This window comes from Pseudomonas sp. BS-2016 (assembly GCF_001806145.1).
GTDB classification, from domain to species: Bacteria; Pseudomonadota; Gammaproteobacteria; order Pseudomonadales; family Pseudomonadaceae; genus Aquipseudomonas; species Aquipseudomonas lundensis.
Window position 1 is genome coordinate 23,811 of record NZ_MLCT01000024.1, and the last position, 23,205, is coordinate 47,015.

21 protein-coding genes are annotated in these 23,205 nt (G+C 59.8%); 11 read left to right on the forward strand and 10 right to left on the reverse strand.

The window, feature by feature from the left end:
• Positions 1-140: 140 nt before the first annotated feature.
• Positions 141-1,529: an inorganic triphosphatase gene (locus BKD70_RS13835; RefSeq protein ID WP_047272921.1), complete on the forward strand. Its 1,389-nt coding sequence runs from the start codon at positions 141-143 to the stop codon at positions 1,527-1,529.
• 46 nt (positions 1,530-1,575) lie between these two features.
• On the opposite strand, the gene BKD70_RS13840 is transcribed toward BKD70_RS13835, so the two are convergent.
• From BKD70_RS13840 to BKD70_RS13855, 4 genes are all read right to left on the reverse strand, one after another.
• The gene (locus tag BKD70_RS13840) at positions 1,576-2,145 is read right to left on the reverse strand and encodes a lipocalin family protein (protein ID WP_047272920.1); all 570 of its coding nucleotides are present in this window, start codon (positions 2,143-2,145) and stop codon (positions 1,576-1,578) included.
• A 21-nt stretch (positions 2,146-2,166) separates the two neighbouring features.
• The gene (locus tag BKD70_RS13845; protein ID WP_047272919.1) at positions 2,167-2,421 is read right to left on the reverse strand and encodes a lipoprotein; all 255 of its coding nucleotides are present in this window, start codon (positions 2,419-2,421) and stop codon (positions 2,167-2,169) included.
• Positions 2,422-2,635: 214 nt separating this feature from the next.
• Positions 2,636-3,646 carry a class 1 fructose-bisphosphatase gene (locus BKD70_RS13850; RefSeq protein WP_047272918.1) on the reverse strand — a complete coding sequence of 337 codons (1,011 nt, stop codon included), beginning with the start codon at positions 3,644-3,646 and terminating at the stop codon, positions 2,636-2,638.
• 200 nt (positions 3,647-3,846) lie between these two features.
• Entirely contained in the window at positions 3,847-6,294 is a 2,448-nt protein-coding gene (locus tag BKD70_RS13855; RefSeq protein WP_047272917.1) for a glycogen/starch/alpha-glucan phosphorylase, read from the reverse strand.
• A gap of 252 nt (positions 6,295-6,546) precedes the next feature.
• On the opposite strand from BKD70_RS13855, the gene BKD70_RS13860 reads away from it, so the two are divergent.
• Positions 6,547-6,984: a YkgJ family cysteine cluster protein gene (locus tag BKD70_RS13860; protein WP_047272954.1), complete on the forward strand. Its 438-nt coding sequence runs from the start codon at positions 6,547-6,549 to the stop codon at positions 6,982-6,984.
• A gap of 141 nt (positions 6,985-7,125) precedes the next feature.
• Here the strand turns inward: BKD70_RS13860 and typA are convergent, their stop codons facing one another.
• Together typA and thiI are read right to left on the reverse strand one after the other, a co-directional pair.
• Positions 7,126-8,946 carry a translational GTPase TypA gene (typA, locus tag BKD70_RS13865; RefSeq protein ID WP_047272916.1) on the reverse strand — a complete coding sequence of 607 codons (1,821 nt, stop codon included), beginning with the start codon at positions 8,944-8,946 and terminating at the stop codon, positions 7,126-7,128.
• 139 nt (positions 8,947-9,085) lie between these two features.
• Entirely contained in the window at positions 9,086-10,540 is a 1,455-nt protein-coding gene (gene thiI / locus BKD70_RS13870; RefSeq protein WP_047272915.1) for a tRNA uracil 4-sulfurtransferase ThiI, read from the reverse strand.
• A gap of 336 nt (positions 10,541-10,876) precedes the next feature.
• Between thiI and glnA the strand changes: the two genes are divergently transcribed.
• The 5 genes from glnA (at position 10,877) to ntrC (ending at position 16,208) form a co-directional block, all read left to right on the forward strand.
• Positions 10,877-12,283: a glutamate--ammonia ligase gene (gene glnA, locus BKD70_RS13875; protein ID WP_047272914.1), complete on the forward strand. Its 1,407-nt coding sequence runs from the start codon at positions 10,877-10,879 to the stop codon at positions 12,281-12,283.
• Between the two features lie 187 nt (positions 12,284-12,470).
• Positions 12,471-12,893 (forward strand): cupin domain-containing protein, encoded by a 423-nt coding sequence (locus BKD70_RS13880; protein WP_186350493.1) that lies wholly within the window; start codon positions 12,471-12,473, stop codon positions 12,891-12,893.
• Between the two features lie 7 nt (positions 12,894-12,900).
• Positions 12,901-13,425 carry a DUF4124 domain-containing protein gene (locus BKD70_RS13885; RefSeq protein WP_047272913.1) on the forward strand — a complete coding sequence of 175 codons (525 nt, stop codon included), beginning with the start codon at positions 12,901-12,903 and terminating at the stop codon, positions 13,423-13,425.
• 267 nt (positions 13,426-13,692) lie between these two features.
• Positions 13,693-14,778 carry a nitrogen regulation protein NR(II) gene (glnL, locus tag BKD70_RS13890; RefSeq protein WP_047272912.1) on the forward strand — a complete coding sequence of 362 codons (1,086 nt, stop codon included), beginning with the start codon at positions 13,693-13,695 and terminating at the stop codon, positions 14,776-14,778.
• A complete protein-coding gene (gene ntrC / locus BKD70_RS13895; protein ID WP_047272911.1) occupies positions 14,775-16,208 on the forward strand; it encodes a nitrogen regulation protein NR(I) in 1,434 nt (477 codons plus the stop codon). Before glnL ends, ntrC begins: the two co-directional genes overlap by 4 nt.
• A 338-nt stretch (positions 16,209-16,546) precedes the next feature.
• Here the strand turns inward: ntrC and BKD70_RS13900 are convergent, their stop codons facing one another.
• The gene (locus BKD70_RS13900; RefSeq protein WP_047272910.1) at positions 16,547-16,987 is read right to left on the reverse strand and encodes a hypothetical protein; all 441 of its coding nucleotides are present in this window, start codon (positions 16,985-16,987) and stop codon (positions 16,547-16,549) included.
• Here BKD70_RS13900 and trmL point away from each other — a divergent pair.
• Positions 16,986-17,441: a tRNA (uridine(34)/cytosine(34)/5-carboxymethylaminomethyluridine(34)-2'-O)-methyltransferase TrmL gene (gene trmL / locus BKD70_RS13905; protein WP_019824836.1), complete on the forward strand. Its 456-nt coding sequence runs from the start codon at positions 16,986-16,988 to the stop codon at positions 17,439-17,441. The genes BKD70_RS13900 and trmL overlap by 2 nt on opposite strands.
• A 60-nt stretch (positions 17,442-17,501) precedes the next feature.
• On the opposite strand, the gene secB is transcribed toward trmL, so the two are convergent.
• The 3 genes from secB to BKD70_RS13920 are packed head-to-tail and all read right to left on the reverse strand — an operon-like array spanning position 17,502 to position 18,696.
• Positions 17,502-17,984 carry a protein-export chaperone SecB gene (gene secB, locus BKD70_RS13910; protein ID WP_047272909.1) on the reverse strand — a complete coding sequence of 161 codons (483 nt, stop codon included), beginning with the start codon at positions 17,982-17,984 and terminating at the stop codon, positions 17,502-17,504.
• 41 nt (positions 17,985-18,025) lie between these two features.
• The gene (gene grxC / locus BKD70_RS13915; RefSeq protein ID WP_047272908.1) at positions 18,026-18,280 is read right to left on the reverse strand and encodes a glutaredoxin 3; all 255 of its coding nucleotides are present in this window, start codon (positions 18,278-18,280) and stop codon (positions 18,026-18,028) included.
• A gap of 2 nt (positions 18,281-18,282) precedes the next feature.
• Positions 18,283-18,696: a rhodanese-like domain-containing protein gene (locus BKD70_RS13920; RefSeq protein ID WP_047272907.1), complete on the reverse strand. Its 414-nt coding sequence runs from the start codon at positions 18,694-18,696 to the stop codon at positions 18,283-18,285.
• Positions 18,697-18,844: 148 nt separating this feature from the next.
• Between BKD70_RS13920 and gpmI the strand changes: the two genes are divergently transcribed.
• The 3 genes from gpmI to BKD70_RS13935 all read left to right on the forward strand — a co-directional run bounded on the left by gpmI (position 18,845) and on the right by BKD70_RS13935 (position 23,204).
• Positions 18,845-20,377, forward strand: a complete 1,533-nt coding sequence (gene gpmI / locus BKD70_RS13925) for a 2,3-bisphosphoglycerate-independent phosphoglycerate mutase (RefSeq protein ID WP_047272906.1) — start codon at positions 18,845-18,847, stop codon at positions 20,375-20,377.
• Positions 20,378-20,559: 182 nt separating this feature from the next.
• The gene (locus BKD70_RS13930) at positions 20,560-21,846 is read left to right on the forward strand and encodes a murein hydrolase activator EnvC (protein ID WP_047272905.1); all 1,287 of its coding nucleotides are present in this window, start codon (positions 20,560-20,562) and stop codon (positions 21,844-21,846) included.
• A gap of 35 nt (positions 21,847-21,881) precedes the next feature.
• Positions 21,882-23,204, forward strand: a complete 1,323-nt coding sequence (locus tag BKD70_RS13935; RefSeq protein ID WP_047272904.1) for a S41 family peptidase — start codon at positions 21,882-21,884, stop codon at positions 23,202-23,204.
• Position 23,205: the final 1 nt, after the last annotated feature.

Here is a 23,205-nt window from a genome sequence, read left to right on the forward strand (position 1 = left end):
GCGGGGCGAGGCCCATCATAGGGCCATCTGAGCGGCAGAATAAACCCATGCGGGGCGCCGGGGCGGCGAGTCCTGTACACTGCACGGCCTTGGCAGCCACACCTTTCCCCGGCTGCGCACCGTTCCTGGATTTTCCGGCCATGCAGAAAGAAACCGAAATCAAACTCCGCGTCAGCCGCGAAACCCTCGCCGCCTTGCGCGAGCACCCTTTGCTGAAAAAGCGCAACAAAAGTGGCTGGGAAAGCCGTGAGTTGCTCAATCAATATTTCGACACCCCGGAGCGCGACCTGGCCAAGGCCAAGGTTGCCCTGCGCTTGCGCCGTGATGGCGAAGACGTGATCCAGACCCTCAAGACCCGTGGCGAAAGCGTTGCCGGCCTGTCTGTGCGCAATGAATACGACTGGCACCTGCCCAAAGCCAAACTGGACGTCAAAAAACTCGACGGCGAGTGCTGGCCCGAGGCGTTGGCCGAACTGGACAAAAAAACCCTCAAGCCCATTTTCACCACCGATTTCGTGCGCGAACGCGCCGAGATCTCGTGGGGCCGTGGCAAAGCCAAAGTGGTGATCGAAGCCGCGCTGGACGTGGGGCACGTGATTGCCGGCAAGCAGAAAGAAGAAATCTGCGAGCTGGAGCTTGAACTGCGCGAAGGCGAACCGGCTGCCTTGCTGGAACTGGCCGCCGAGCTGGCTGAAAAACTGGCCTTGATGCCGTGCGACATCAGTAAGGCTGAGCGCGGTTATCGCCTGTTCGACGCCAACAGTTATTCGGTGAGCCTGCCAGCCCCTGAGCTGACGCCGGAAACCCCGCTCGATGACGCGTTTGCCGCGCTGGCGTGGCATTTGCTGGCCAGCAGCCAGCGGTTGGCCGAGCAATACCGTTTCAATGGCCACTGGCGCCTGTTGCAAGACTGGGTTCAGCAACTGATTGACCTGCGTGCGCTGGTCAGCAGCCTGGGTCAGGCCGCGCCACGCCAATCCACCAGCACCTTGCGCGCCTCGCTCGACGCACTGCTGGAAGACTGGCGCCCGCTGGTGCAGATCGGTCAGGACGACGAAGACGTGCGCAAAGCCGCGCCCGAGCAGTTCCTTGAAGAGCTGGAAGACCCGCGCTGGGGCCAGTTCTCGCTGAACACCTCGCGCTGGTTGATGGACCGCAGCTGGACCGTGGATCGCGGCACCACCCGTGGCAATCGTCAGGGTGCTGCACAACTGAGCAGCTGGCTGCCGCGTTTGCTGTCGGATGAAGCCATCGCGCTGCGCCTGAACCGTTACCAGCAGCAACCGGAAGACTTGGCAGAGCAACTGCCGCGCATCGAGCGCATTCAAGCGTGGCTGCGTTTGGCCCGTGGCGTGCTGGAGATTGCGGAAGTCGATCGCTTGTTTGGCGAGATGAACAAGCTGCAAGAGCTGGCGAATCAGCCGCTCACCGACGATGTTGAACACAACGAAGCCTTGCTCGATGCCCGCAAGCATCAAGCGATCGCGGTGTATCAGAACCGCGCCTGGAAGACCTTGCTGCGCGCCTGAGCGTGAAGCAAAAGGCCCTCAGCGCTCGCTGAGGGCCTTCGGCCCTTTATTTCGTGGTCTTGGGCATGTCTGCGTCGGGCGTGCGCCAGATCAGGCGTGTGGTGTCGTAGCCTTGCTGTTGAGCCTTGCTCAGCAACTCGTCACGGGTTTGCTGGTCAATGGTCGGTTTGCGCGACAGCAACCACAGGTAGCGACGATCCGGGTTGCCTACCAGCGCCGTGCTGTAGTTGTCCCCCAGATACAGCACCCAGTAATCGCCTTTGGTCACACCCGGCAACAGTGTCGAGACCCAGTTATCAAACTCAACCCACAATTTGTCGGTCTTGCCCGGGACTTGCGGGGTGGCGGTGCCTTTGGCTTCCTGCCACTCACCGTCCTCGGTCAGGCAGCGGTTGAGCACGGCCACGTTACCGTCGGGCTTGAGGGTGTATTGCGCCTGGGACTGGGCGCAATTGCGCTGGAAGAACATCGGCAATCGCGCCTGTTCATACCAGGTGCCCTGGTAGCGCTTGAGATCGACGTTATCGACGGTTTTGGGGGCCAGTGCATCGCTGCCGGAGCTGGAACAACCGGCCAACACCAATGCAGTGCCCAGACACGCTAAAAGTCGCTTCATGGGTAACGCTCCTGTTCAGTCTTATTTCAAGCCCTGACCCGAGAACATCAGCACTTTGTCGCCTGCATATTGCACGCTGATAAAGCTGTTTTTATCGCCCCAGGTGCAGCTCGACATGCCGAGTGCACCCGAGCAGTCGGTCGGGCTGCCCAGCAGCTTCTCCACCTCGGCCTTGGGCATGCCGGCCGACAGCTTGGAGTAGTTTTCCTGATTGACCTTGCTGCAGGCCGCCAGTAATACACAGAACGACAACAACGCCAAAGAACGCAACTTCATGGAAAAGCTCCTGAATGGGAAGGTTGGCATTGCTGCCTCGGTGAGAGCTTAGAAGAGAAAAGCGCAGGGTGGTTCCCGCAGGGCACGGGTTTAGTTGCAGGCAGGACACGTTGAGGGGAGGCAAGGAGGGGGTGTCGCCTCCGGGGAATGGCTAAACGTCAGAAGAACGGGGGGCGTGGGCCCCCCTTCGCAGCCTGCGGCGGCGAGTGCGCGCTTAGGCTTTGTGGTAAGCGGTGATGCGCGCGACTTCTTCTTTGGAGCCCAGGAATACCGCAACACGCTGGTGCAGGCCTTCAGGCTGGATGTCGAGGATGCGCTGGTGGCCGTCAGTGGACGCGCCGCCTGCCTGCTCCACCAGGAACGACATCGGGTTGGCTTCGTACATCAAGCGCAGCTTGCCTGGCTTGGACGGCTCACGGCTGTCACGCGGGTACATGAACACGCCACCACGGGTCAGGATGCGGTGCACGTCAGCCACCATCGCCGCCACCCAACGCATGTTGTAGTTCTTGTTCAACGGCCCTTCTTCGCCCGCCAGCAGCTCGTCGACGTAGCGCTGTACCGGGGCTTCCCAGTGGCGCTGGTTGGACATGTTGATGGCGAACTCCTGAGTGGACTCAGGAATGCTGATGTCTTCGTGGGTGAGCACGAAGCTGCCCATTTCGCGGTCCAGGGTGAACCCTTTCACGCCGTCACCCAGGGTCAGCACCAGCATGGTTTGCGGGCCGTAGATCGCATAACCGGCCGCCACTTGGGTGGAGCCCGGTTGCAGGAATGCTTTTTCGCCCAGGTCGCCGTTCTCGGCCAAATGGCCTTCAGGGCAACGCAGCACGGAGAAAATCGTACCGACTGGCGCGTTGATGTCGATGTTGGACGAGCCGTCCAGCGGGTCGAATACCAACAGGTAGGCGCCTTTCGGGTATTTGCCCGGGATCTGGTAGGCGTTGTCCATTTCTTCGGATGCCATACCGGCCAGGTGACCGCCCCATTCGTTGGCTTCGAGCAGGATTTCGTTGGAAATCACGTCGAGCTTCTTCTGGACTTCGCCTTGCACGTTTTCGGTGCCCATGCTGCCCAGAACACCACCCAGGGCGCCTTTGGACACGGCGTGGCTGATCTCTTTGCAAGCACGCGCCACCACTTCGATGAGGAAACGCAAATCAGCAGGCGTGTTGTTGCTGCGGGTCTGCTCGATCAAATAGCGACTCAGGGTAACGCGGGACATGTAAGGCTCCGAACTAGGGGGAGGGGGCAAAAAACCCGCGCAGTTTAACGCGTGTTGCCGTGCAAATCTTCTAATCAGACTCAGATCCGGCCGAGCGGGTTCAGTTGACGGCCAAAAACAGCCAAAACCCGTGGCCACCGACCCGTGACGAGGCTGCGTGCGCTCGCAGCCTCGGGGGTTGGACAGCCGCTATAAGGCGGTTACAGCGCCTTCCAGATCTCGGTCGCGTATTCACGAATGGTGCGGTCGGAGGAGAACCAGCCCATGCGTGCTGTATTGAGCACCGCCGCGCGCCACCACGCGTCCGTGTCGTGCCACAGATGTTCGACGCGCATTTGCGCATCCCAATAAGCGTCGAAGTCGGCGCAGACGTGAAAACGGTCGTACTCGGTCAACGCGTCAATCAGACCGGTGTAACGCGCCGGGTCATCGTGGGAGAACACCCCGCCGCGAATCGCCTGCAAGACGTCGTTGAGCCGGTGGGACGCGGCGATCTCCGGCCCTGCGTTGAACTCGCCATTGCGCTTGCGCGCTTCGACCTGTTGCGCGGTGAGACCGAAGATAAACATGTTTTCTGCGCCGACCCGCTCGCACATTTCGACGTTGGCACCGTCCAGCGTGCCAATGGTCAACGCCCCGTTGAGCCCGAATTTCATGTTGCTGGTGCCGGACGCCTCATACCCGGCAGTGGAGATTTGCTCGGACAAATCGGCCGCCGGGATGATGTTCTCCGCCAGGCTGACGTTGTAGTTGGGCAGGAACACCACTTTGAGCAGACCGCGCACAGTGGGGTCGTGGTTGATGGTGCGCGCAATGTCGTTGGTCAGCTTGATGATGAGTTTGGCCTGTTGATAACTGGCCGCCGCTTTGCCGGCAAAGATCTTCACCCGCGGCACCCAGCGGTTGCCCGGCTCGGCGCGTATGGCCTGATACAGCGCCACGGTGTGCAGCAGGTTCAGCAACTGGCGCTTGTACTCGTGGATGCGTTTGACCTGCACATCGAACATGGCTTCGGGGTTGACCACGATGCCCAGGCGCTCATAAATCAACGCCGCCAGGGTGCATTTGCTTTGCAGGCGCTGTTCAGCGAACTGCTTGCGGAAGTCCGCGCGCCCAGCGAACGGTTCCAGTTGAATCAGGTTGTGCTCGGGATCGTCCTGAAACTGCGGGCCGAGCGCATCGACCAACAGCGCCGTCAGCGGCGGGTTGGACTGGTAAAGCCAGCGTCGGAAGGTCACGCCGTTGGTTTTGTTGTTGATACGGTCCGGGTACAGCTTGTGCATGTGCGAGAACACGGTGCTGCGCATCAATTGCGTGTGCAGCCCTGACACGCCGTTGACGCTGTGGCACCCCAAAAACGCCAGATTGCCCATGCGCACGCGGCGGCCGTTGTCTTCCTCGATCAAGGACACGGCGCGCAGCACATCAAAGTCATGCACGCCCTGTTCGCGCAGCGAATCGATGTGCAGCCCGTTAATCAGGTAAATGATCTGCATATGCCGGGGCAGCAAGCGCTCCATCAGCCCCACCGGCCAGGTTTCGAGCGCCTCGGGGAGCAAGGTGTGGTTGGTGTAGGCCAACGTTTCGACCGTGACCTTCCAGGCGGCGCCCCACTCCACCTCGTGCTCATCGACCAGCAGGCGCATCAGCTCCGCGACAGCGATGGACGGATGAGTGTCATTGAGCTGAATGGCCACGTGGTCGCCGAGGTCAAGCAAGGCGAAGCCCTGATCGAGATGGCGCCGGATCAAGTCCCTCAACGACGCCGCCACGAAGAAGTATTCCTGACGCAGGCGCAGTTCCTGCCCGGCTTCATTGCTGTCCGCCGGGTACAGCACCCGCGAAATGCTCTCAGCGCGCACCACTTCCGCGACCGCGCCCAAGTGGTCACCGGCATTGAAGCGTTCGAGGTGCATCTCATGCACGGCCCTGGACCGCCACAAGCGCAACGTGTTGACGCTGGCACCGCGCCAGCCCACGACCGGGGTGTCGTAAGCAATCGCACGCACGGTTTCGCCCGGCCACCAAACCTGCCGCGGATGCCCCTGTTCGTCGACTTTGGTTTCGACCGCCCCGCCAAAGCCAATGAGGTACACCACCTCCGGCCGCTCAAACTCCCATGGGTTACCGAAGTCCAGCCAGTTTTCGGTCTGCTCCTGTTGCCAGCCGTCGACGATGCTCTGGCGGAACAACCCGTGCTCATAGCGAATGCCGTAGCCGTGGGCTGCGACGCCCAGGGTGGCCATGCTTTCCATGAAGCACGCCGCCAGACGGCCCAGCCCGCCATTGCCTAGCGCGGCATCGGGTTCGAGCAGGCGGATCTGCTCCAGGTCGACCCCCAGCTCGGTCAGCGCTTGGCGAGCGATATCCAGCAAGCCCAGGTTGCTGAGGCTGTCGTACAGCAAACGGCCGATCAAAAATTCCAGCGACAGGTAATACACCCGCTTTTGGCCTTTGCGGTAAATCTGCCGCGTGTTGTCCATCCAGTGCTCGACCATATGGTCGCGGGCGGCCAGCGCAATGGCCTCGAACCAGTCATGGTCGAACGCGTGTTCCGGGTCCTTGCCCACCGCGTAGGTCAGTTTGGCCAGTACGGCGGCGCGGAAGGCCGCCACTTGAGCATCACAAACAAGCGGTTCCTGGGACATCGATGCAACCTCAAGCGAGATGAAGCGATTTTAAGAACGAATGGTGTCAGCCTAGACGCTCTGACAGAAGGTGGCGGGTTGTGTTCGAGATTTTTGCGCGCGCCTGCGGCTAAAACGGGCGGGCGAATGGCGCACCGGATTGGGGCAACACGCGGCGCTGCCGGGGATTGAGCAAAAAACCGGCAAATGGTTGTTCAATTCTTGTTCAACCCCGGTATGATCGCGCGCCCTGTTACACGCTGGAATATAAGCCTGATGAAGTCCAACCTGATCGCCGCCGCGGAAATCGACCGTCTCGATACGTGGGCCAAATACACCGCGCCCATGTGCGGCTCCTGCATTTCCAGCTGCTGCACCCTGCCGGTCGAGGTCAAGGTCAAAGACTTGATCCGCATCGGGCTGGTGGATGAATTCGAACTGGGCGACCCGCCAAAGAACATCGCCAAGCGTCTGCAAAAAGAAGGGATTGTGGAGCGTTTTAACCAGAAGTCGGGCATCTTCACGTTGCAGCGCATGAGCAACAACGACTGCCTGTACCTGGACCGCAAATCGCGCATGTGCACCATCTATGAGAAGCGCCCCGACACGTGCCGCAACCACCCGCGCATCGGGCCGCGCCCAGGCTACTGCGCCTATATTCCCAAAGCGGTTGAGCGCAAGAACAGCAGCGTTAAATTGATGGATTTTTAAGCCGCACAGCCCCCTCACCCCGGCCCTCTCCCAATGGGAGAGGACGGGGGGATGAGGCAACAATGCCCCCAAACGACGAACATAAAAAAACGCCCCCGACCGCAAGGTCGGGGGCGTTTTTGTAACCGCTAACTAATTAACTTAGTTTTTGGCTTTTTTGGCAGCGCGGGTACGCTCGCCTTCGTCCAGGATCTTCTTACGAAGACGGATGGACTTAGGCGTCACTTCGCACAGCTCGTCGTCCTGGATGAATTCCAGAGCCTGTTCCAGGGTGAAGCGAACAGGTGGAACCAGAGCGATGGTTTCGTCTTTACCCGAAGCACGCATGTTGTCGAGCTTCTTGCCCTTGGTAGGGTTAACGCCCATGTCGGTGTCACGGCTGTTCAGGCCCACGATCTGACCGTTGTAGATCTCTTGACCGTGCTCAACGAACAGCTTGCCACGCGCCTGCAGGGTTTCCAGGGAGTAGGTCAGCGCCTTGCCTGTTTCAACCGATACCAGAACGCCGTTCTGACGGCCGGACATGTGGCCGGACTTCATCACGTCGTAACGATCGAAGATCGAGGTCAGGATGCCAGCACCGTTGGTCAGGGTCAGGAACTGGTTACGGAAACCGATCAGACCGCGAGCAGGGATGTTGTATTCCAGACGTACACGGCCCTTGCCATCCGGCACCATGTTGGTCAGGTCGCCCTTACGCAGGCCCATCTCTTCCATCACCTTGCCCTGAGATTCTTCTGGCAGGTCGATGGTGACGTTTTCGAACGGTTCGTGCTTAACGCCGTCAACCATGCGGATGATCACTTCTGGACGGCCAACGCCCATTTCGAAGCCTTCGCGACGCATGGTTTCGATCAGAACCGACAGGTGCAATTCACCACGGCCCGATACTTTGAACTTGTCAGCCGAGTCGCCTTCTTCAACGCGCAGAGCAACGTTGTACAGCAGCTCTTTGTCCAGACGTTCCTTGATGTTACGGGACGTCACGAACTTGCCTTCTTTACCGCAGAATGGCGAGTCGTTTACCTGGAAGGTCATGGAAACGGTTGGCTCGTCAACGGTCAACGGCTTCATCGCTTCAACGTTCATCGGGTCGCACAGGGTGTCGGAGATGAACAGCGAGTCCATACCGCTGATGCAAACGATGTCGCCGGCAGCCGCTTCTTCAACGTCTACACGGTGCAGACCGTGGTGACCCATCAGCTTCAGGATACGACCGTTGCGGCGCTTGCCGTCAGCGTCGATGGCCACAACCGGGGTGTTCGGCTTGACGCGACCACGTGCAATACGGCCAACGCCGATAATGCCCAGGAAGCTGTTGTAGTCCAGTGCCGAGATTTGCATCTGGAACGGACCGTCACGGTCTACGGCTGGTGCTGGTACGTTGTCGACGATCGACTGGTACAGCGGGGTCATGTCTTCAGCCATGTCGGTGTGGTCAAGACCAGCAATACCGTTCAGGGCAGAGGCGTAAACCACTTTGAAGTCCAGCTGTTCTTCAGTAGCGCCCAGGTTGTCGAACAGATCGAAGATCTGGTCCAGAACCCAATCAGGACGCGCGCCCGGACGGTCAACCTTGTTGATAACCACGATTGGACGCAGGCCGGCTTCGAACGCCTTCTTGGTCACGAAACGGGTTTGCGGCATAGGGCCGTCTTGAGCGTCAACCAGCAGCAGAACGGAGTCAACCATCGACATTACGCGTTCTACTTCACCGCCGAAGTCGGCGTGGCCCGGGGTGTCCACGATGTTGATGTGGTAGCCGTTCCAGTTGATGGCGGTGTTTTTCGCCAGAATGGTAATACCGCGCTCTTTCTCCTGGTCGTTGGAGTCCATCACGCGCTCGTCGTTGAGCTCGCCGCGCTCCAGAGTGCCGGATTGACGCAAGAGTTTGTCTACCAGGGTGGTTTTACCGTGGTCAACGTGAGCAATGATGGCGATGTTGCGTAGATTTTCGATCACTTGTGTATCTCGATCAGAGGATTCGGTGTGCTGACAGGTCGTGGCAGCGATTAACAATAGAGTCAGGCCTTGCCGTTACAACTTGACGGCGGCGTCGGGGGGCCGGTGACGCAGGCCACAGGCATACAGCCCCGGGCTCTTAGCTCGGTCGATAAACGCGCACATTGGCATGTCCCTCACTGAGCAAATGGTGAGCATGCAGGCGACTCATCACGCCTTTGTCGCAATACAACAGGTACTGACGGGTGTCATCCAGTTCCTTGAAGCGGCTGTTCAGAGCATAGAACGGCAACGCTTGTACTTCGATGCCAGCCAGTTCCAGCGGCTGATCTTCCTGGGCATCCGGGTGACGGATGTCGAGGACGATCTGGCCCGCCAGCACTTCGCTGACCTCTTCGACTTGCAAGTCCTGGCCCAATTCATCGATGACGCGATCAATCGGCACCAGTTTGGCCCGCTCAAGCGCACGCTCAAGCACGGCCATATCAAACTGTTGTTCTTCGTACTCCACGCGCGGACGTTTGGCGTGGGTCTTGGGGTTGACCGAAATCACCCCGCAATATTCAGGCATGTGTTTGGCGAAGTCGGCAGTGCCGATCTCAGTCGCCAAATCGATGATGTCCTGCTTGTGGCTGGCGATCAGCGGGCGCAAGACCAGTTTGTCGGTCACGCAGTCGATCACGGACAGGTTGGGCAGCGTCTGGCTGGACACCTGAGAGATCGCTTCGCCCGTCACCAGTGCGTCGATATCGAGCCGGTCCGCAATACGGGACGCAGCGCGCAACATCATACGCTTCAAAATGACGCCCATATGACTGTTATCGACTTTGCCGAGAATTTCGCCCAGCACTTCTTCGAACGGCACGCTGACAAACAGCACCCGCTGCGAGCTGCCGTACTTCTTCCATATATAGTGCGCGACTTCCATCACGCCCAGTTCATGGGCACGGCCGCCGAGGTTGAAGAAGCAAAAATGGCTCATCAGGCCGCGGCGCATGATCTGGTAGGCCGCGACGGTGGAGTCGAAACCACCGGACATCAGCACCAGCGTCTGTTCCAGCGCGCCCAGCGGGTAGCCGCCAATACTGTCGTGCTGGTTGTGAATCACAAACAACCGTTGGTCGCGAATTTCGATCCGGACTTCGATTTCCGGGTTTTTCAGCGAGATTCCGGCCGCACCGCACTCACGACGCAGCTTGCTGCCCACATATTTCTCGACGTCCATCGAGGAAAACGGGTGCTTGCCCGCACGCTTGCAGCGCACCGAAAAGACCTTGCCGGCCAGCGAATCGCCGAAGTGCAGTTTGCACTTCTCGACGATGTCGTCGAAGTCGCCCAACGGGTACTCATCCACCTGCAGAAAATGCGCGATGCCCGGCATGCAGCTCAGGCGTTCGGTCATCTCTTTCAGGGCTTTGGGGTCGCTCACACGCGTTTGCAGCTCGATGTTGTCCCACACACCGCTCACTACCACAGCCGAGTCCAGATCGCGGAGCACGGTACGGATGTTTTTGGCCAATTGACGGACAAAACGCATCCGAACCGGGCGGCTCTTGATAGTGATCTCGGGGAAGACTTTAACGATTAGTTTCATGAAAACAGCGCGCGAGCAGCCTGCCAAAAAAGGGGGGCGCGGATTATAGCGGAAATTGCTCAAGGTTTAACCAGTTATCGTACAAACGGTTTTGGCCGCACCAAAATAGAGCAAAAGGGCAGGTTTTCGCTTCATTTGAGTGCGATAACAGGCACGAATCGGTAGGCTGCACCGCTTACCTGCCTGAGTTTGGCGCATTACACCCAAGTCAGGGCACTGGCATGCAATTTGCTCCCTTGTGAGGCAGGTTGCCTTGGCAGAGTATTCGCGCCGGCATCAAGCACATTACTAAGGGCGCACCACTACTTACCCGCCCGAAGCCACCCCGGAGGACATATGTCGAAGTCGGTTCAACTCATCAAAGATCATGACGTCAAGTGGATTGATCTGCGCTTCACGGACACCAAAGGTACTCAGCACCACGTGACCATGCCGGCCCGTGATGCGCTCGATGAAAACTTCTTCACCGACGGCAAGATGTTCGACGGCTCCTCCATCGCTGGCTGGAAAGGCATCGAAGCTTCCGACATGATCCTGCTGCCAGACGACAGCACAGCGGTCCTGGACCCGTTCACCGAGCAGCCAACGCTGATCCTGGTGTGCGACATCATCGAACCTTCGACCATGCAAGGCTATGACCGCGACCCGCGTGCGATCGCCAACCGTGCCGAGGAATACCTGAAGTCCACCGGTATCGGCGACACCGTATTCGTTGGTCCGGAGCCTGAGTTCTTCATCTTCGACGAAGTGAAATTCAAGTCCGACATCTCCGGCTCCATGTTCAAGATCTACTCCGAACAAGGTTCGTGGATGTCCGACCAGGACGTTGAAGGCGGCAACCGTGGCCACCGTCCAGGCATCAAGGGCGGCTACTTCCCGGTTCCACCGTTCGACCACGACCACGAAATCCGTACCTCCATGTGCAACGCCATGGAAGAAATGGGCCTGGTCATCGAAGTTCATCACCACGAAGTGGCAACGGCTGGCCAGAACGAAATCGGCGTGCAGTTCAACACCCTGGTGAAAAAGGCTGACGAAGTTCAGACCCTGAAGTACTGCGTACACAACGTGGCTGACGCTTACGGCCGCACCGCGACCTTCATGCCCAAGCCGCTGTACGGCGACAACGGTTCAGGCATGCACGTGCACATGTCCATCTCCAAAGAAGGCAAGAACACCTTCGCTGGCGAAGGCTATGCCGGCCTGTCCGACACCGCTCTGTACTTCATCGGCGGCATCATCAAGCACGGTAAGGCCCTGAACGGCTTCACCAACCCGTCGACCAACTCCTACAAGCGTCTGGTGCCAGGCTTCGAAGCGCCGGTGATGCTGGCCTACTCGGCACGCAACCGTTCTGCCTCGATCCGTATTCCTTACGTGTCCAGCCCCAAGGCTCGCCGTATCGAAGCCCGTTTCCCGGACCCGGCAGCCAACCCATACCTGTGCTTCGCAGCACTGATGATGGCGGGTCTGGACGGTATCCAGAACAAGATCCACCCGGGCGACGCCGCCGACAAAAACCTGTACGACCTGCCGCCTGAAGAGGCGAAAGAAATCCCGCAGGTGTGCGGCAGCTTGAAAGAAGCGCTGGAAGAACTGGACAAGGGCCGTGCGTTCCTGACCAAAGGCGGCGTGTTCAGCGACGACTTCATCGACGCTTACATCGCCCTAAAAAGCGAAGAAGAAATCAAAGTACGCACCTTCGTACACCCACTGGAATACGAGCTGTACTACAGCTGCTAATCCCGTGACACCGGCGCTGGCCGCGTGAATAAAAAACCTCCTTCGGGAGGTTTTTTTTGCTCGTTCTTACACCGATTCCAGCCCCGGCTTGCACGGCAGATCTATCCTGACCGACAGCCACTCCCCGCCGTTCTGCGTAGCGTGAGTCCACTCAATCACGGCTTCAAAACCACGCAAGGATTCGCTGATGGTGCGCTCACGTCTTATCCCCTCCTCCCTGTTCATCACTGCCAGCCTGAGTCTGTCGGGCTGTGCGCAGACCTCAACCGCCGTACAGACCGAACCGCTCCTTAAAACCGCACACGCCTGGGAAGGGACGCGCTACGAGGCGTACCCCGAGGGGCGGCCAGAATTAAGCGTGTTGAAAATTACCATTCCCGCCAAAACCACCCTCAACTGGCACACCCACCCAATGCCCAATGCGGCGTATCTGATTTCCGGCGAACTGCTCGTAGAAACCCGCGACGGCAAACACACCCGGCTCAAGCCCGGTCAGGTGCTGCCTGAGGTGGTGAACGTGCCTCACCGCGGAACCAGCGGCAACACGCCCGTGGAACTGATCGTTTTTTACGCGGGCGCCACAGGCCTGCCGCTCTCCAAACCCGACTGAGCCCGCCATGCATAGTTTTGTGCTGCTGACCCTTGGGCTGATCGCCGTGCCCGGTGCTGCGCAACCTTACACATACATCGACGAGGGCGGCACACCCCACTACACCGACACGCCCAGCCGCCATGTGCTCAGCGCGCCGGTGGTGCTGACACCCCTCAATCGGCTCCCGGCACGGGCAATAGACCCGCAGACCGATCCGCAGGCGTTATTACCCGAGCGTGAAAGCCCGCCGGTGGTCTTCAGGTACACCGTGCTGGAAGTCAGCGGCTTGCCCGAAGGTCAAGCCCTGAGGGCCAACAACGGGACGTTCAGCGTTCAGGTGCGGGTCGAGCCGCCGCTTCGAGCGGGGCACCGCCTCCAGTTAGTACTGGACGGCACGCCCTACGGTGTTCCCGGCCGCTCACGCGAGATAAAGCTGGATAACGTTGACCGGGGAGAACACCGCCTCGCCGCGCGCATTCTGCACGGCAACACCGAGGTGCAACGCAGTGCTGAGGCGACATTTCACCTGCAACGCGCGCGCTGGCGTTAGCGCTCTTCACGCACTGAGCCGACCCTGTGCAGGCGAACTGAATGCTTTCACCAAAAATTGCACTATATTGGTGCATAGATAACCGTTTCATGAAGCCCTGCGGTCCACTTTGGTTCGACTCGCCGCGTGAAGCCTTCGTTTTCGCCCTATAAACCACCTGTAACGCCTTATTTCTGGCGAATAGCGCTTCTTTTCGGAGCCTTGGTTTGGTTTTTGCATTTTCCTCGTCTCAGCGTGTAACCCGCGCACGTAATCCGGGATCGGCCCATGACCATCAGTGATGCCTTGCACCGACTGCTACTCGACAACCTGACCACAGCGACCCTGCTGCTCAATGCCGACTTGCGCCTTGAGTACATGAACCCCGCAGCCGAGATGCTACTGGCCATCAGCGGTCAACGCAGTCATGGGCAATTCATCAGCGAACTGTTCACCGAATCCACCGAAGCCCTGCATTCACTGCGTCAGGCCGTTGAACAGGCGCACCCGTTCACCAAGCGTGAAGCCATGCTGACCTCGCTCACCGGTCAAACCCTGACCGTGGACTACGCCGTTACGCCGATCCTGAGCGCAGGCACCACGCTGCTACTGCTCGAAGTGCATCCGCGTGACCGCTTGCTGCGCATCACCAAAGAAGAAGCCCAGCTGTCCAAGCAAGAGACCAGCAAAATGCTGGTGCGCGGGCTGGCCCACGAAATCAAGAATCCCTTGGGCGGTATCCGCGGGGCCGCCCAGCTATTGGCTCGCCAGTTGCCGGACGAAGGCTTGCGTGACTACACCAACGTCATCATTGAAGAAGCCGACCGCCTGCGTAACCTCGTGGACCGCATGCTGGGCTCCAACAAGCTGCCGCTGCTGGCCATGACCAATGTGCACGAAGTCCTGGAACGGGTCTGCAACCTGGTCGAGGCCGAGACCCAGGGCAGCATCACCCTGGTGCGCGACTACGACCCCAGCCTGCCCGACCTGCTGATCGACCGTGAGCAAATGATTCAGGCCGTGCTCAATATCGTGCGCAATGCGATGCAGGCCATCGGCGGCCAAAACGAACTGCGGCTGGGGCGCATCACCCTGCGCACCCGCGCCATGCGCCAGTTCACCATTGGCCATATTCGCCATCGACTGGTCACCAAAATCGAAATCATCGACAACGGGCCGGGCATCCCGGCCGAGTTGCAAGACACCCTCTTCTTCCCGATGGTCAGCGGCCGCCCGGACGGTACCGGACTCGGGCTGGCCATCACCCAGAACATCATCAGTCAGCATCAGGGGTTGATCGAGTGTGAAAGCCACCCCGGCCACACGCTCTTCTCGATCTTTCTGCCACTGGAACAAGGAGCCGCATCGACATGAGCCGAAGTGAAACCGTGTGGATCGTCGACGACGACCGTTCAATCCGCTGGGTCCTGGAAAAAGCCTTGCAACAGGAAGGCATGACCACACAAAGCTTCGACAGCGCCGATGGTGTCATGAGTCGCCTGGCTCGCCAGCAACCGGACGTGATCATTTCCGATATCCGCATGCCGGGTGCCAGCGGCCTGGATTTGCTGGCCAGGATCCGCGAGCAACACCCGCGCCTGCCCGTGATTATCATGACCGCGCACTCGGACCTGGACAGCGCGGTCGCGTCCTATCAGGGCGGCGCCTTTGAGTACCTGCCCAAGCCATTTGACGTCGATGAAGCCGTGTCGCTGGTCAAGCGCGCCAATCAGCACGCGCAGGAGCAGCAAGGCTTATCTGTGGCGCCTGCGCTGGCTCCAACGCCTGAAATCATCGGCGAAGCGCCAGCGATGCAAGAAGTGTTTCGCGCCATCGGCCGCTTGAGCCATTCCAACATCACCGTACTGATCAATGGCGAGTCGGGCACCGGCAAAGAGCTGGTCGCCCACGCCCTGCACCGCCACAGCCCGCGTGCTGCCTCGCCCTTTATTGCGCTGAACATGGCCGCCATCCCCAAAGACCTGATGGAGTCCGAGCTGTTCGGCCACGAAAAAGGCGCGTTTACCGGCGCAGCCAACTTGCGCCGCGGGCGCTTTGAGCAAGCCGACGGCGGCACCCTGTTTCTGGATGAAATCGGTGACATGCCGGCCGATACGCAAACCCGCCTGCTGCGGGTGCTGGCCGACGGCGAGTTCTACCGTGTCGGCGGGCACACACCGGTCAAGGTCGACGTGCGCATCATCGCCGCCACCCACCAGAACCTCGAAACCCTGGTGCAGGCGGGCAAGTTCCGCGAAGACTTGTTCCACCGCCTGAACGTCATCCGCATCCACATCCCGCGCCTGTCGGACCGCCGCGAAGACATCCCGACCCTGGCCCGCCATTTTCTCAGCAGCGCGGCGCAAGAGTTGTCCGTCGAGCCCAAGCTGCTCAAGGCCGAAACCGAGCAATACCTGAAAAACCTGCCATGGCCCGGCAACGTGCGCCAGCTGGAGAACACTTGCCGCTGGATCACCGTGATGGCGTCAGGCCGCGAAGTCCACATCAGCGACCTGCCCCCCGAACTGCTCAACCTGCAGCACGACGCATCGCCCGTCACCAACTGGGAGCAGGCCTTGCGCCAGTGGGCCGATCAGGCGCTGGCCCGGGGTCAGTCCAACTTGCTGGACAGCGCTGTGCCGACGTTTGAACGCATCATGATCGAGACCGCCCTCAAGCACACCGCCGGGCGCCGTCGCGACGCCGCCGTGCTGCTGGGTTGGGGACGCAACACCCTGACCCGCAAGATCAAAGAACTCGGAATGAAGATTGACGGCGACGAGGACGACGGCGAAGACACCTGATTCACCGCGCCAAAAGACCGGCCTCGCACCCTTGGCTGGCAGCATGCACCATTTGCGTGCACTGCTCTGGCTCAAGGGTTTCAGGCTCACTGCGTGTCATAAACGGCGACCTGACAAAAAAGCCCCGGAATCCGGGGCTTTTTCGTCTGTGGTCATTTTTTTGTGAGCCCGTTGCAAAAACTGGCACGCACCCTGCAATAACCCTGATAACGCTTTAGGGGACCCTGGTACAGGCAGGCCAGGACTCCCCACTTTTACACCCGCGACCTTGATGCCCTGTGCATCAACGCGCACCCCGGTTTGGGGAACCCGGTACAGGCAGGCCGGACTTCCCTCTTTTATTGCTCACGCAGATTGACCTGCAAACGCCAGCGCCCGTCCTGCGGCGCACCGACCCAGTCGCCCTGCAGCGCACGGGCCGCCACCACCGTCAGCAACAACCCACCGTCGGTGCGTCGCACCCGCCAGTTCACCTCTTTACCGTTGAGCGTGAACTGACCGTTCTGCGCCTTGCCCTGGGCATCGAACAACAGACCCACCGTGCCGTCGACCATCTCCCCATGCAGCTTGGGCTCATCGCTGAACCACACCGCCAGGGCGCCCGGCAACACCTCTACGTGCTGCAATTGAACCGGCTCGGGCGTGGTCAACCGACCAATCATCATGCCCACCATTAACCCGACAATCGCCAAAGAACCCAAAACACGCGGCCAGAGTTTAGGTCGCGGGTCCTCTTCGGGAGTAGAATCGTGCCCATCTTTACGTTCGGAGCCGTGCATGTTTCACGTCATCCTTTTTCAACCAGAAATTCCGCCGAATACCGGCAACATTATCAGGCTGTGCGCCAACAGCGGCTGCCACCTGCATTTGATTGAGCCCATCGGCTTTGAGCTCGACGACAAGCGCCTGCGCCGCGCCGGGCTCGATTACCACGAGTATGCGCCGCTCAAGCGCCATGCCGATCTGGCCAGTTGCCTTGAAAGCCTGGGGCATCCGCGCCTGTTCGCCTTCACCACCAAAGGCTCAAAGCCGTTTCACGACGTTCAGTTTGCCGAGGGCGATGCCTTTATCTTCGGTCCTGAAAGCCGTGGCCTGCCGCCTGAAGTGCTCGACGCACTGGACGGCGAGCACCGCTTGCGCCTGCCGATGCGCGAAGGCTGCCGCAGCCTGAACCTGTCCAACACCGTGGCCGTCGCGGTGTATGAAGCCTGGCGTCAGTTGGGCTTCAAGTAATACAGGGCCAGCCCCATAAAAAAAGCGCCGTTACGGCGCTTTTTTTGTCACATCGGCTGTTTATTGAACAGTCGGCGTGCCTTCTTCCTGCATGCGCTGCAGCTCTTGCGCGTACAGGGCATCGAAGTTCACCGGCGACAGCATCAGGGCCGGGAACGAACCACGGGTCACCAGGCTGTCCAGGGTTTCACGGGCATAAGGGAACAGGATGTTCGGGCAGAACGCGCCGAGCGTGTGGTTCATCGAGCCCGCATCAAGGTTTTTGATCAGGAAGATGCCAGCCTGTTGCACTTCAGCAATGAACGCCACTTCTTCAGCGTTTTTGACCGTGACCGACAAGGTCAGTACGACTTCGTAGAAATCACCTTCCAGCGGCTTCTGACGAGTGTTCAGATCCAGCGCAACGGTCGGTTCCCACTGCTGACGGAAGATGGCCGGGCTTTTCGGCGCTTCGAACGACAGGTCACGCACGTAGATACGCTGCAGCGAGAATTGTGGGGAAGTATCGTCTTCAGTCGCAGCGGTGTTCTGTTGGTCAGTCATCACAGATCCTTGTTGATCTTGGGGCTTATAGAGAATGAGAGTCAGACGTGCAGCAGCGCGTCCAATTTACCGGCACGCTCAAGCGCAAACAGGTCATCGCAGCCGCCAACGTGCGTGTCACCGATCCAGATTTGCGGCACGGAGGTACGGCCTGCTTTCTGGGCCATGTCGGCGCGCACCTGTGGCTTGCCATCGACCTTGATTTCCTCAAAGGCGACGCCTTTCTTTTCTAGCAGGGCCTTGGCCCGCATGCAGTAGGGGCAATAGTCGCTGGAATACACGGTGACCTTGGACATGGTTACTTCACCACAGGCAGGTTATCGGCGCGCCAGCTGGCGATGCCACCGGACAACTTGGCTGCGTTGTACCCGGCTTTCAACAGTTCACGCGCATGGGAACCGGAGTGCTGGCCTTGAGCGTCAACCAGGATCAGGGTCTTGCCCTTGTGCTTGTCGAGCTCGGCAATGCGCGCCATCAGCTTGTCTTGCGGAATGTTCAACGCCCCCACGATGTGGCCGGCAGCGAAGTCCTTGGCCGGGCGAATATCAATCACCACACCCTCGTCGCGGTTGACCAGGCCGGTCAGTTCGCCGGTGCTGATGCTACGTCCGCCACGGCTCATTTCGTGGGCAATCAACAACGCCAGCAGGATGACAAACGCGCCCACCAACAGGTAGTGAGAAGTGGCAAATGCAATCAGGTGATCAACCATCAGAAGGTTCCAGGGTCGTAAAATGTGGGCCAGTATACACAGCCGCCTTGGTCGGCCAAACCCCGCCCGGCGGTGACGCCACATGAACTTCGCTTTAAACTGCCCGTCCTCTGCAACCCTTCTTCTAAACCAGCCACGAGTGGGATCTATGACTACCACGCCTAAACCTTTGGTTCTGATCATCCTGGATGGCTTCGGTCACAGTGAAAGCCACGAATACAACGCCGTTTATTCGGCCAAGAAACCGGTGCTCGATCGTCTCTGCGCAAGCATGCCAAACGGCCTGATCTCAGGTTCAGGCATGGATGTCGGCCTGCCGGACGGGCAAATGGGCAACTCCGAGGTTGGCCACATGAACCTGGGCGCTGGCCGCGTGGTGTATCAAGACTTCACCCGTGTCACCAAATCGATCCGCGATGGCGAGTTCTTCGAAAACCCGACCCTTTGCGCGGCGGTCGACAAGGCTGTTGCCCAGGGCAAGGCCGTGCACATCATGGGCCTGCTGTCCGACGGTGGCGTGCATAGCCATCAGGACCACCTGGTGGCCATGGCCGAACTGGCGTTCAAGCGCGGCGCCGAAAAAATCTACCTGCACGCGTTCCTGGATGGCCGTGACACCCCGCCCAAAAGCGCGTCCTCTTCGATTGAGTTGCTGGACGAGGCCTTCAAAGACCTCGGCAAGGGCCGCATTGCGAGCTTGATCGGTCGCTACTTCGCCATGGACCGCGATAACCGCTGGGACCGCGTCGAGCAAGCGTACAACCTGATTGTCGATGGCAAAGGCCAGTTCAACGCCGCCACCGCCCAAGAAGGCCTGGAAGCGGCGTATGCCCGTGGCGAAAGCGACGAATTCGTCAAAGCCACTACCCTCGGCGAGCCGGTCACCGTTGAAGACGGCGATGCCGTGGTGTTCATGAACTTCCGCGCCGACCGCGCCCGCGAGCTGAGCCGCGCGTTCGTCGAAGACGACTTCACGGCGTTTGCGCGTGCCCGTCAGCCAAAACTGGCCGACTTTGTGATGCTGACCCAATACGCGGCCAGCATTCCGGCTCCGAGCGCATTCGCGCCGGGCAGCCTGGAAAACGTGCTGGGCGATTACCTGGCGAAAAACGGCAAAACCCAGCTGCGCATTGCCGAAACCGAAAAATACGCCCACGTGACCTTCTTCTTCTCAGGCGGCCGCGAAGAACCATTCCCGGGCGAAGAACGCATCCTGGTGCCCTCACCGAAAGTCGCGACCTACGACCTGCAGCCTGAAATGAGCGCGCCCGAAGTCACCGACAAAATCGTCGATGCCATTGAGCACCAGCGTTACGACGTGATCGTGGTCAACTACGCCAACGGCGACATGGTGGGCCACAGCGGCGTGTTCGATGCCGCCGTCAAAGCCGTGGAATGCCTGGACACCTGCGTGGGCCGGATTGTCGAAGCGCTGGAAAAAGTCGGCGGCGAAGCCCTGATTACGGCCGACCACGGCAACGTCGAGCAGATGTCCGACGCGTGCACCGGCCAGGCGCACACGGCTCACACCTGCGAGCCGGTGCCGTTCATTTATGTCGGCAAACGCAACCTCAAGGTGCGTGAGGGCGGCGTCCTGGCCGACGTGGCACCGACCATGCTCAAGTTGCTGGGCTTGCCACAGCCAGCAGAAATGACCGGCAAATCGATCCTGGTCGACTAATGTAAACCTGTGACGCTGGCACAGGCTGCCCACAAGGACGGTGCAACGCTCAAGCAAACTGGCGTATGCACCGCCCTTCACAGCCTGCGGCAGCGACTACGGGTATTTCATCTCACGGATTTCTCATACTTAACGAGGGCGGGCATACTAGGCCGTCCCATTCCCCAGGTGTCGCCCGCCCCATGCTCCGCGCCCTTATAGCCCTGACTCTCACGTGCATGCTGCAACCGGCTTTTGCCGATGAGCGTGCGCAAACCCAACAACAGCTTGAAGCCACCCGCCAGGACATCGGCGAGCTGAAAAAACTGCTCGGCAAACTCCAGGAAGAAAAGTCCGGCGTGCAGAAAGACCTGCGCAGCACCGAGACCGACATCGGCAAGCTGGAAAAACAGGTAGAGGAGCTCCAAAAAGAACTAAAAAAGAGTGAAGGCGAGCTGCTGCGCCTTGATAGTGAGAAAAAAAAACTCAACAGCGCAAAAGTTGAACAGCAACGCCTGATCGCCATTCAGGCCCGTGCCGCGTATCAGGGCGGCCGTCAGGAATACCTGAAAATGCTGCTCAACCAACAACACCCCGAAAAATTCGCCCGCACCCTCACCTATTACGACTACCTGAGCCAGGCCCGCCTGGAGCAGCTCAAAGGGTTCAATGAGACCCTGCGCCAACTGGCCAACGTCGAAGCCGACATCAACCAGCAACAGGCGCAATTGTTGACGCAAAAAAGCGACCTCGACAGCCAGCGCGCCGAACTCGACAAGGTCAAAGCCGAGCGCCAGCAAGTCCTGGCCAAGCTCAACAAAGACGTCAAAGACCGCGATCAGAAGTTGCAGGCCCGCGAGCAGGATCAGGCAGATCTGGCTAAAGTCCTCAAGACCATCGAAGAAACCCTGGCGCGTCAGGCACGTGAAGCCGAGGCCGCACGCCAGAAAGCCTTGCTGGCCCAGCAAGAAGCCGAACGTAAACGCCAGCGCGAGGCTGAATCGGTTGTGACCGACGCCCCGCGTAAACCCGTCAAATCAACACCCGGCGCACTGGTCTCCAGCGCCGGGGTTTCGTATGGCGGACCTTTTTCTCAGGCACGCGGCAAACTTCCGTGGCCCGTTGATGGTCGATTGCTTGCGCGCTTCGGTGAAAGCCGTGGCGATGATGCCCGTACCAAGTGGGATGGCGTGATGATCAGCGCAGGCGCGGGCACTCAGGTGCACGCCGTGCATGGCGGACGCGTGGTGTTTGCCGACTGGCTGCGCGGTGCGGGCCAGCTGGTCATTCTGGACCACGGTAATGGCTACTTGAGCTTGTATGGCCACAACCAGACGCTGCTCAAGTCAGCCGGAGACATCGTAAAAGCCGGGGAAGTGATTTCCACCGTGGGTAACAGCGGTGGCCAGGCCACGCCGGCGCTGTATTTTGCTATTCGTCAGCAGGGCCGCCCGAGCGACCCCGCACAATGGTGCCGCGCTCAAGGATGAGCCCATCACCTTTAATACGTAGGAGTTCTCTCAACATGCCGCACTTGTCCCGCCTCAACTCGCTGGCCCTGACAATCGCCCTGGTGATTGCTTCGCCTCTGGCCCTGGCGGCCGGGCAGACTGCCCAGCCCGCCGCCGCTGCCGCCAGTGCCAGCGCCAAGGCCCCGCTGCCGCTGGATGAGCTGCGCACCTTTGCCGAGGTCATGGACCGCATCAAAGCCGCGTACGTTGAGCCGGTGGACGACAAGACCCTGCTCGAAAACGCCATCAAAGGCATGCTCAGCAACCTTGATCCGCACTCTGCGTACCTGGGCCCTGAGGATTTCGCGGAGCTGCAAGAAAGCACCAGCGGCGAATTCGGCGGGCTGGGGATCGAAGTCGGCACCGAAGACGGCAATATCAAAATCGTGTCGCCCATCGACGACACCCCTGCCAGCAAGGCCGGGATTCAGGCAGGCGACTTTATCGTCAAGATCAATGGCCAGCCGACCCGCGGCCTGACCATGACCGAAGCCGTGGACAAGATGCGCGGCAAGGTCGGGCAAAAAATCACCCTGACCCTGGTGCGCGATGGCGGCACGCCGTTTGACGTGACCCTCACCCGCGCCAACATCCAGGTCAAAAGCGTGAAAGCGCAATTGCTCGAAGACGGCTACGGCTACATCCGCATCACCCAGTTCCAGGTCAAGACCGGCGAAGAAGTCGCCGCGGCCCTCGCCAAGTTGCGCCGTGACAATGGCAACAAAAAGCTCAAGGGCATCATTCTCGACCTGCGCAACAACCCCGGCGGCGTGCTGCAATCGGCAGTCGAAGTGGTGGATCACTTCATCACCAAGGGCCTGATCGTCTACACCAAAGGGCGGATCGCCAACTCCGAACTGCGTTTCTCGGCCACCGGCAAGGACCTCAGCGAAAACGTACCGCTGGTGGTGCTGATCAACGGCGGCAGCGCCTCGGCCTCGGAAATCGTGGCAGGTGCCCTGCAAGACCAAAAACGCGGCGTGGTCATGGGCACCACCAGCTTCGGCAAAGGCTCGGTGCAAACCGTGCTGCCACTGAACAATGACCGTGCGCTGAAAATCACCACCGCGCTGTATTTCACGCCCAACGGCCGCTCGATTCAGGCCCAGGGCATCGTGCCGGACATCGAAGTCAACCGCGCCAAAATCACCCGCGAGCAAGACACCGAGTACTTCAAGGAAGCCGACCTGCAAGGCCACCTTGGCAATGGCAACGGCGGTGCGGACAAGCCGACCGGCTCTGGCGTGAAAGCCAAGCCGATGCCACAGGATGACGACTTCCAGTTGAGCCAGGCGCTGAGCCTGCTCAAGGGGCTGAGCATTACGCGCGGCAATTGAG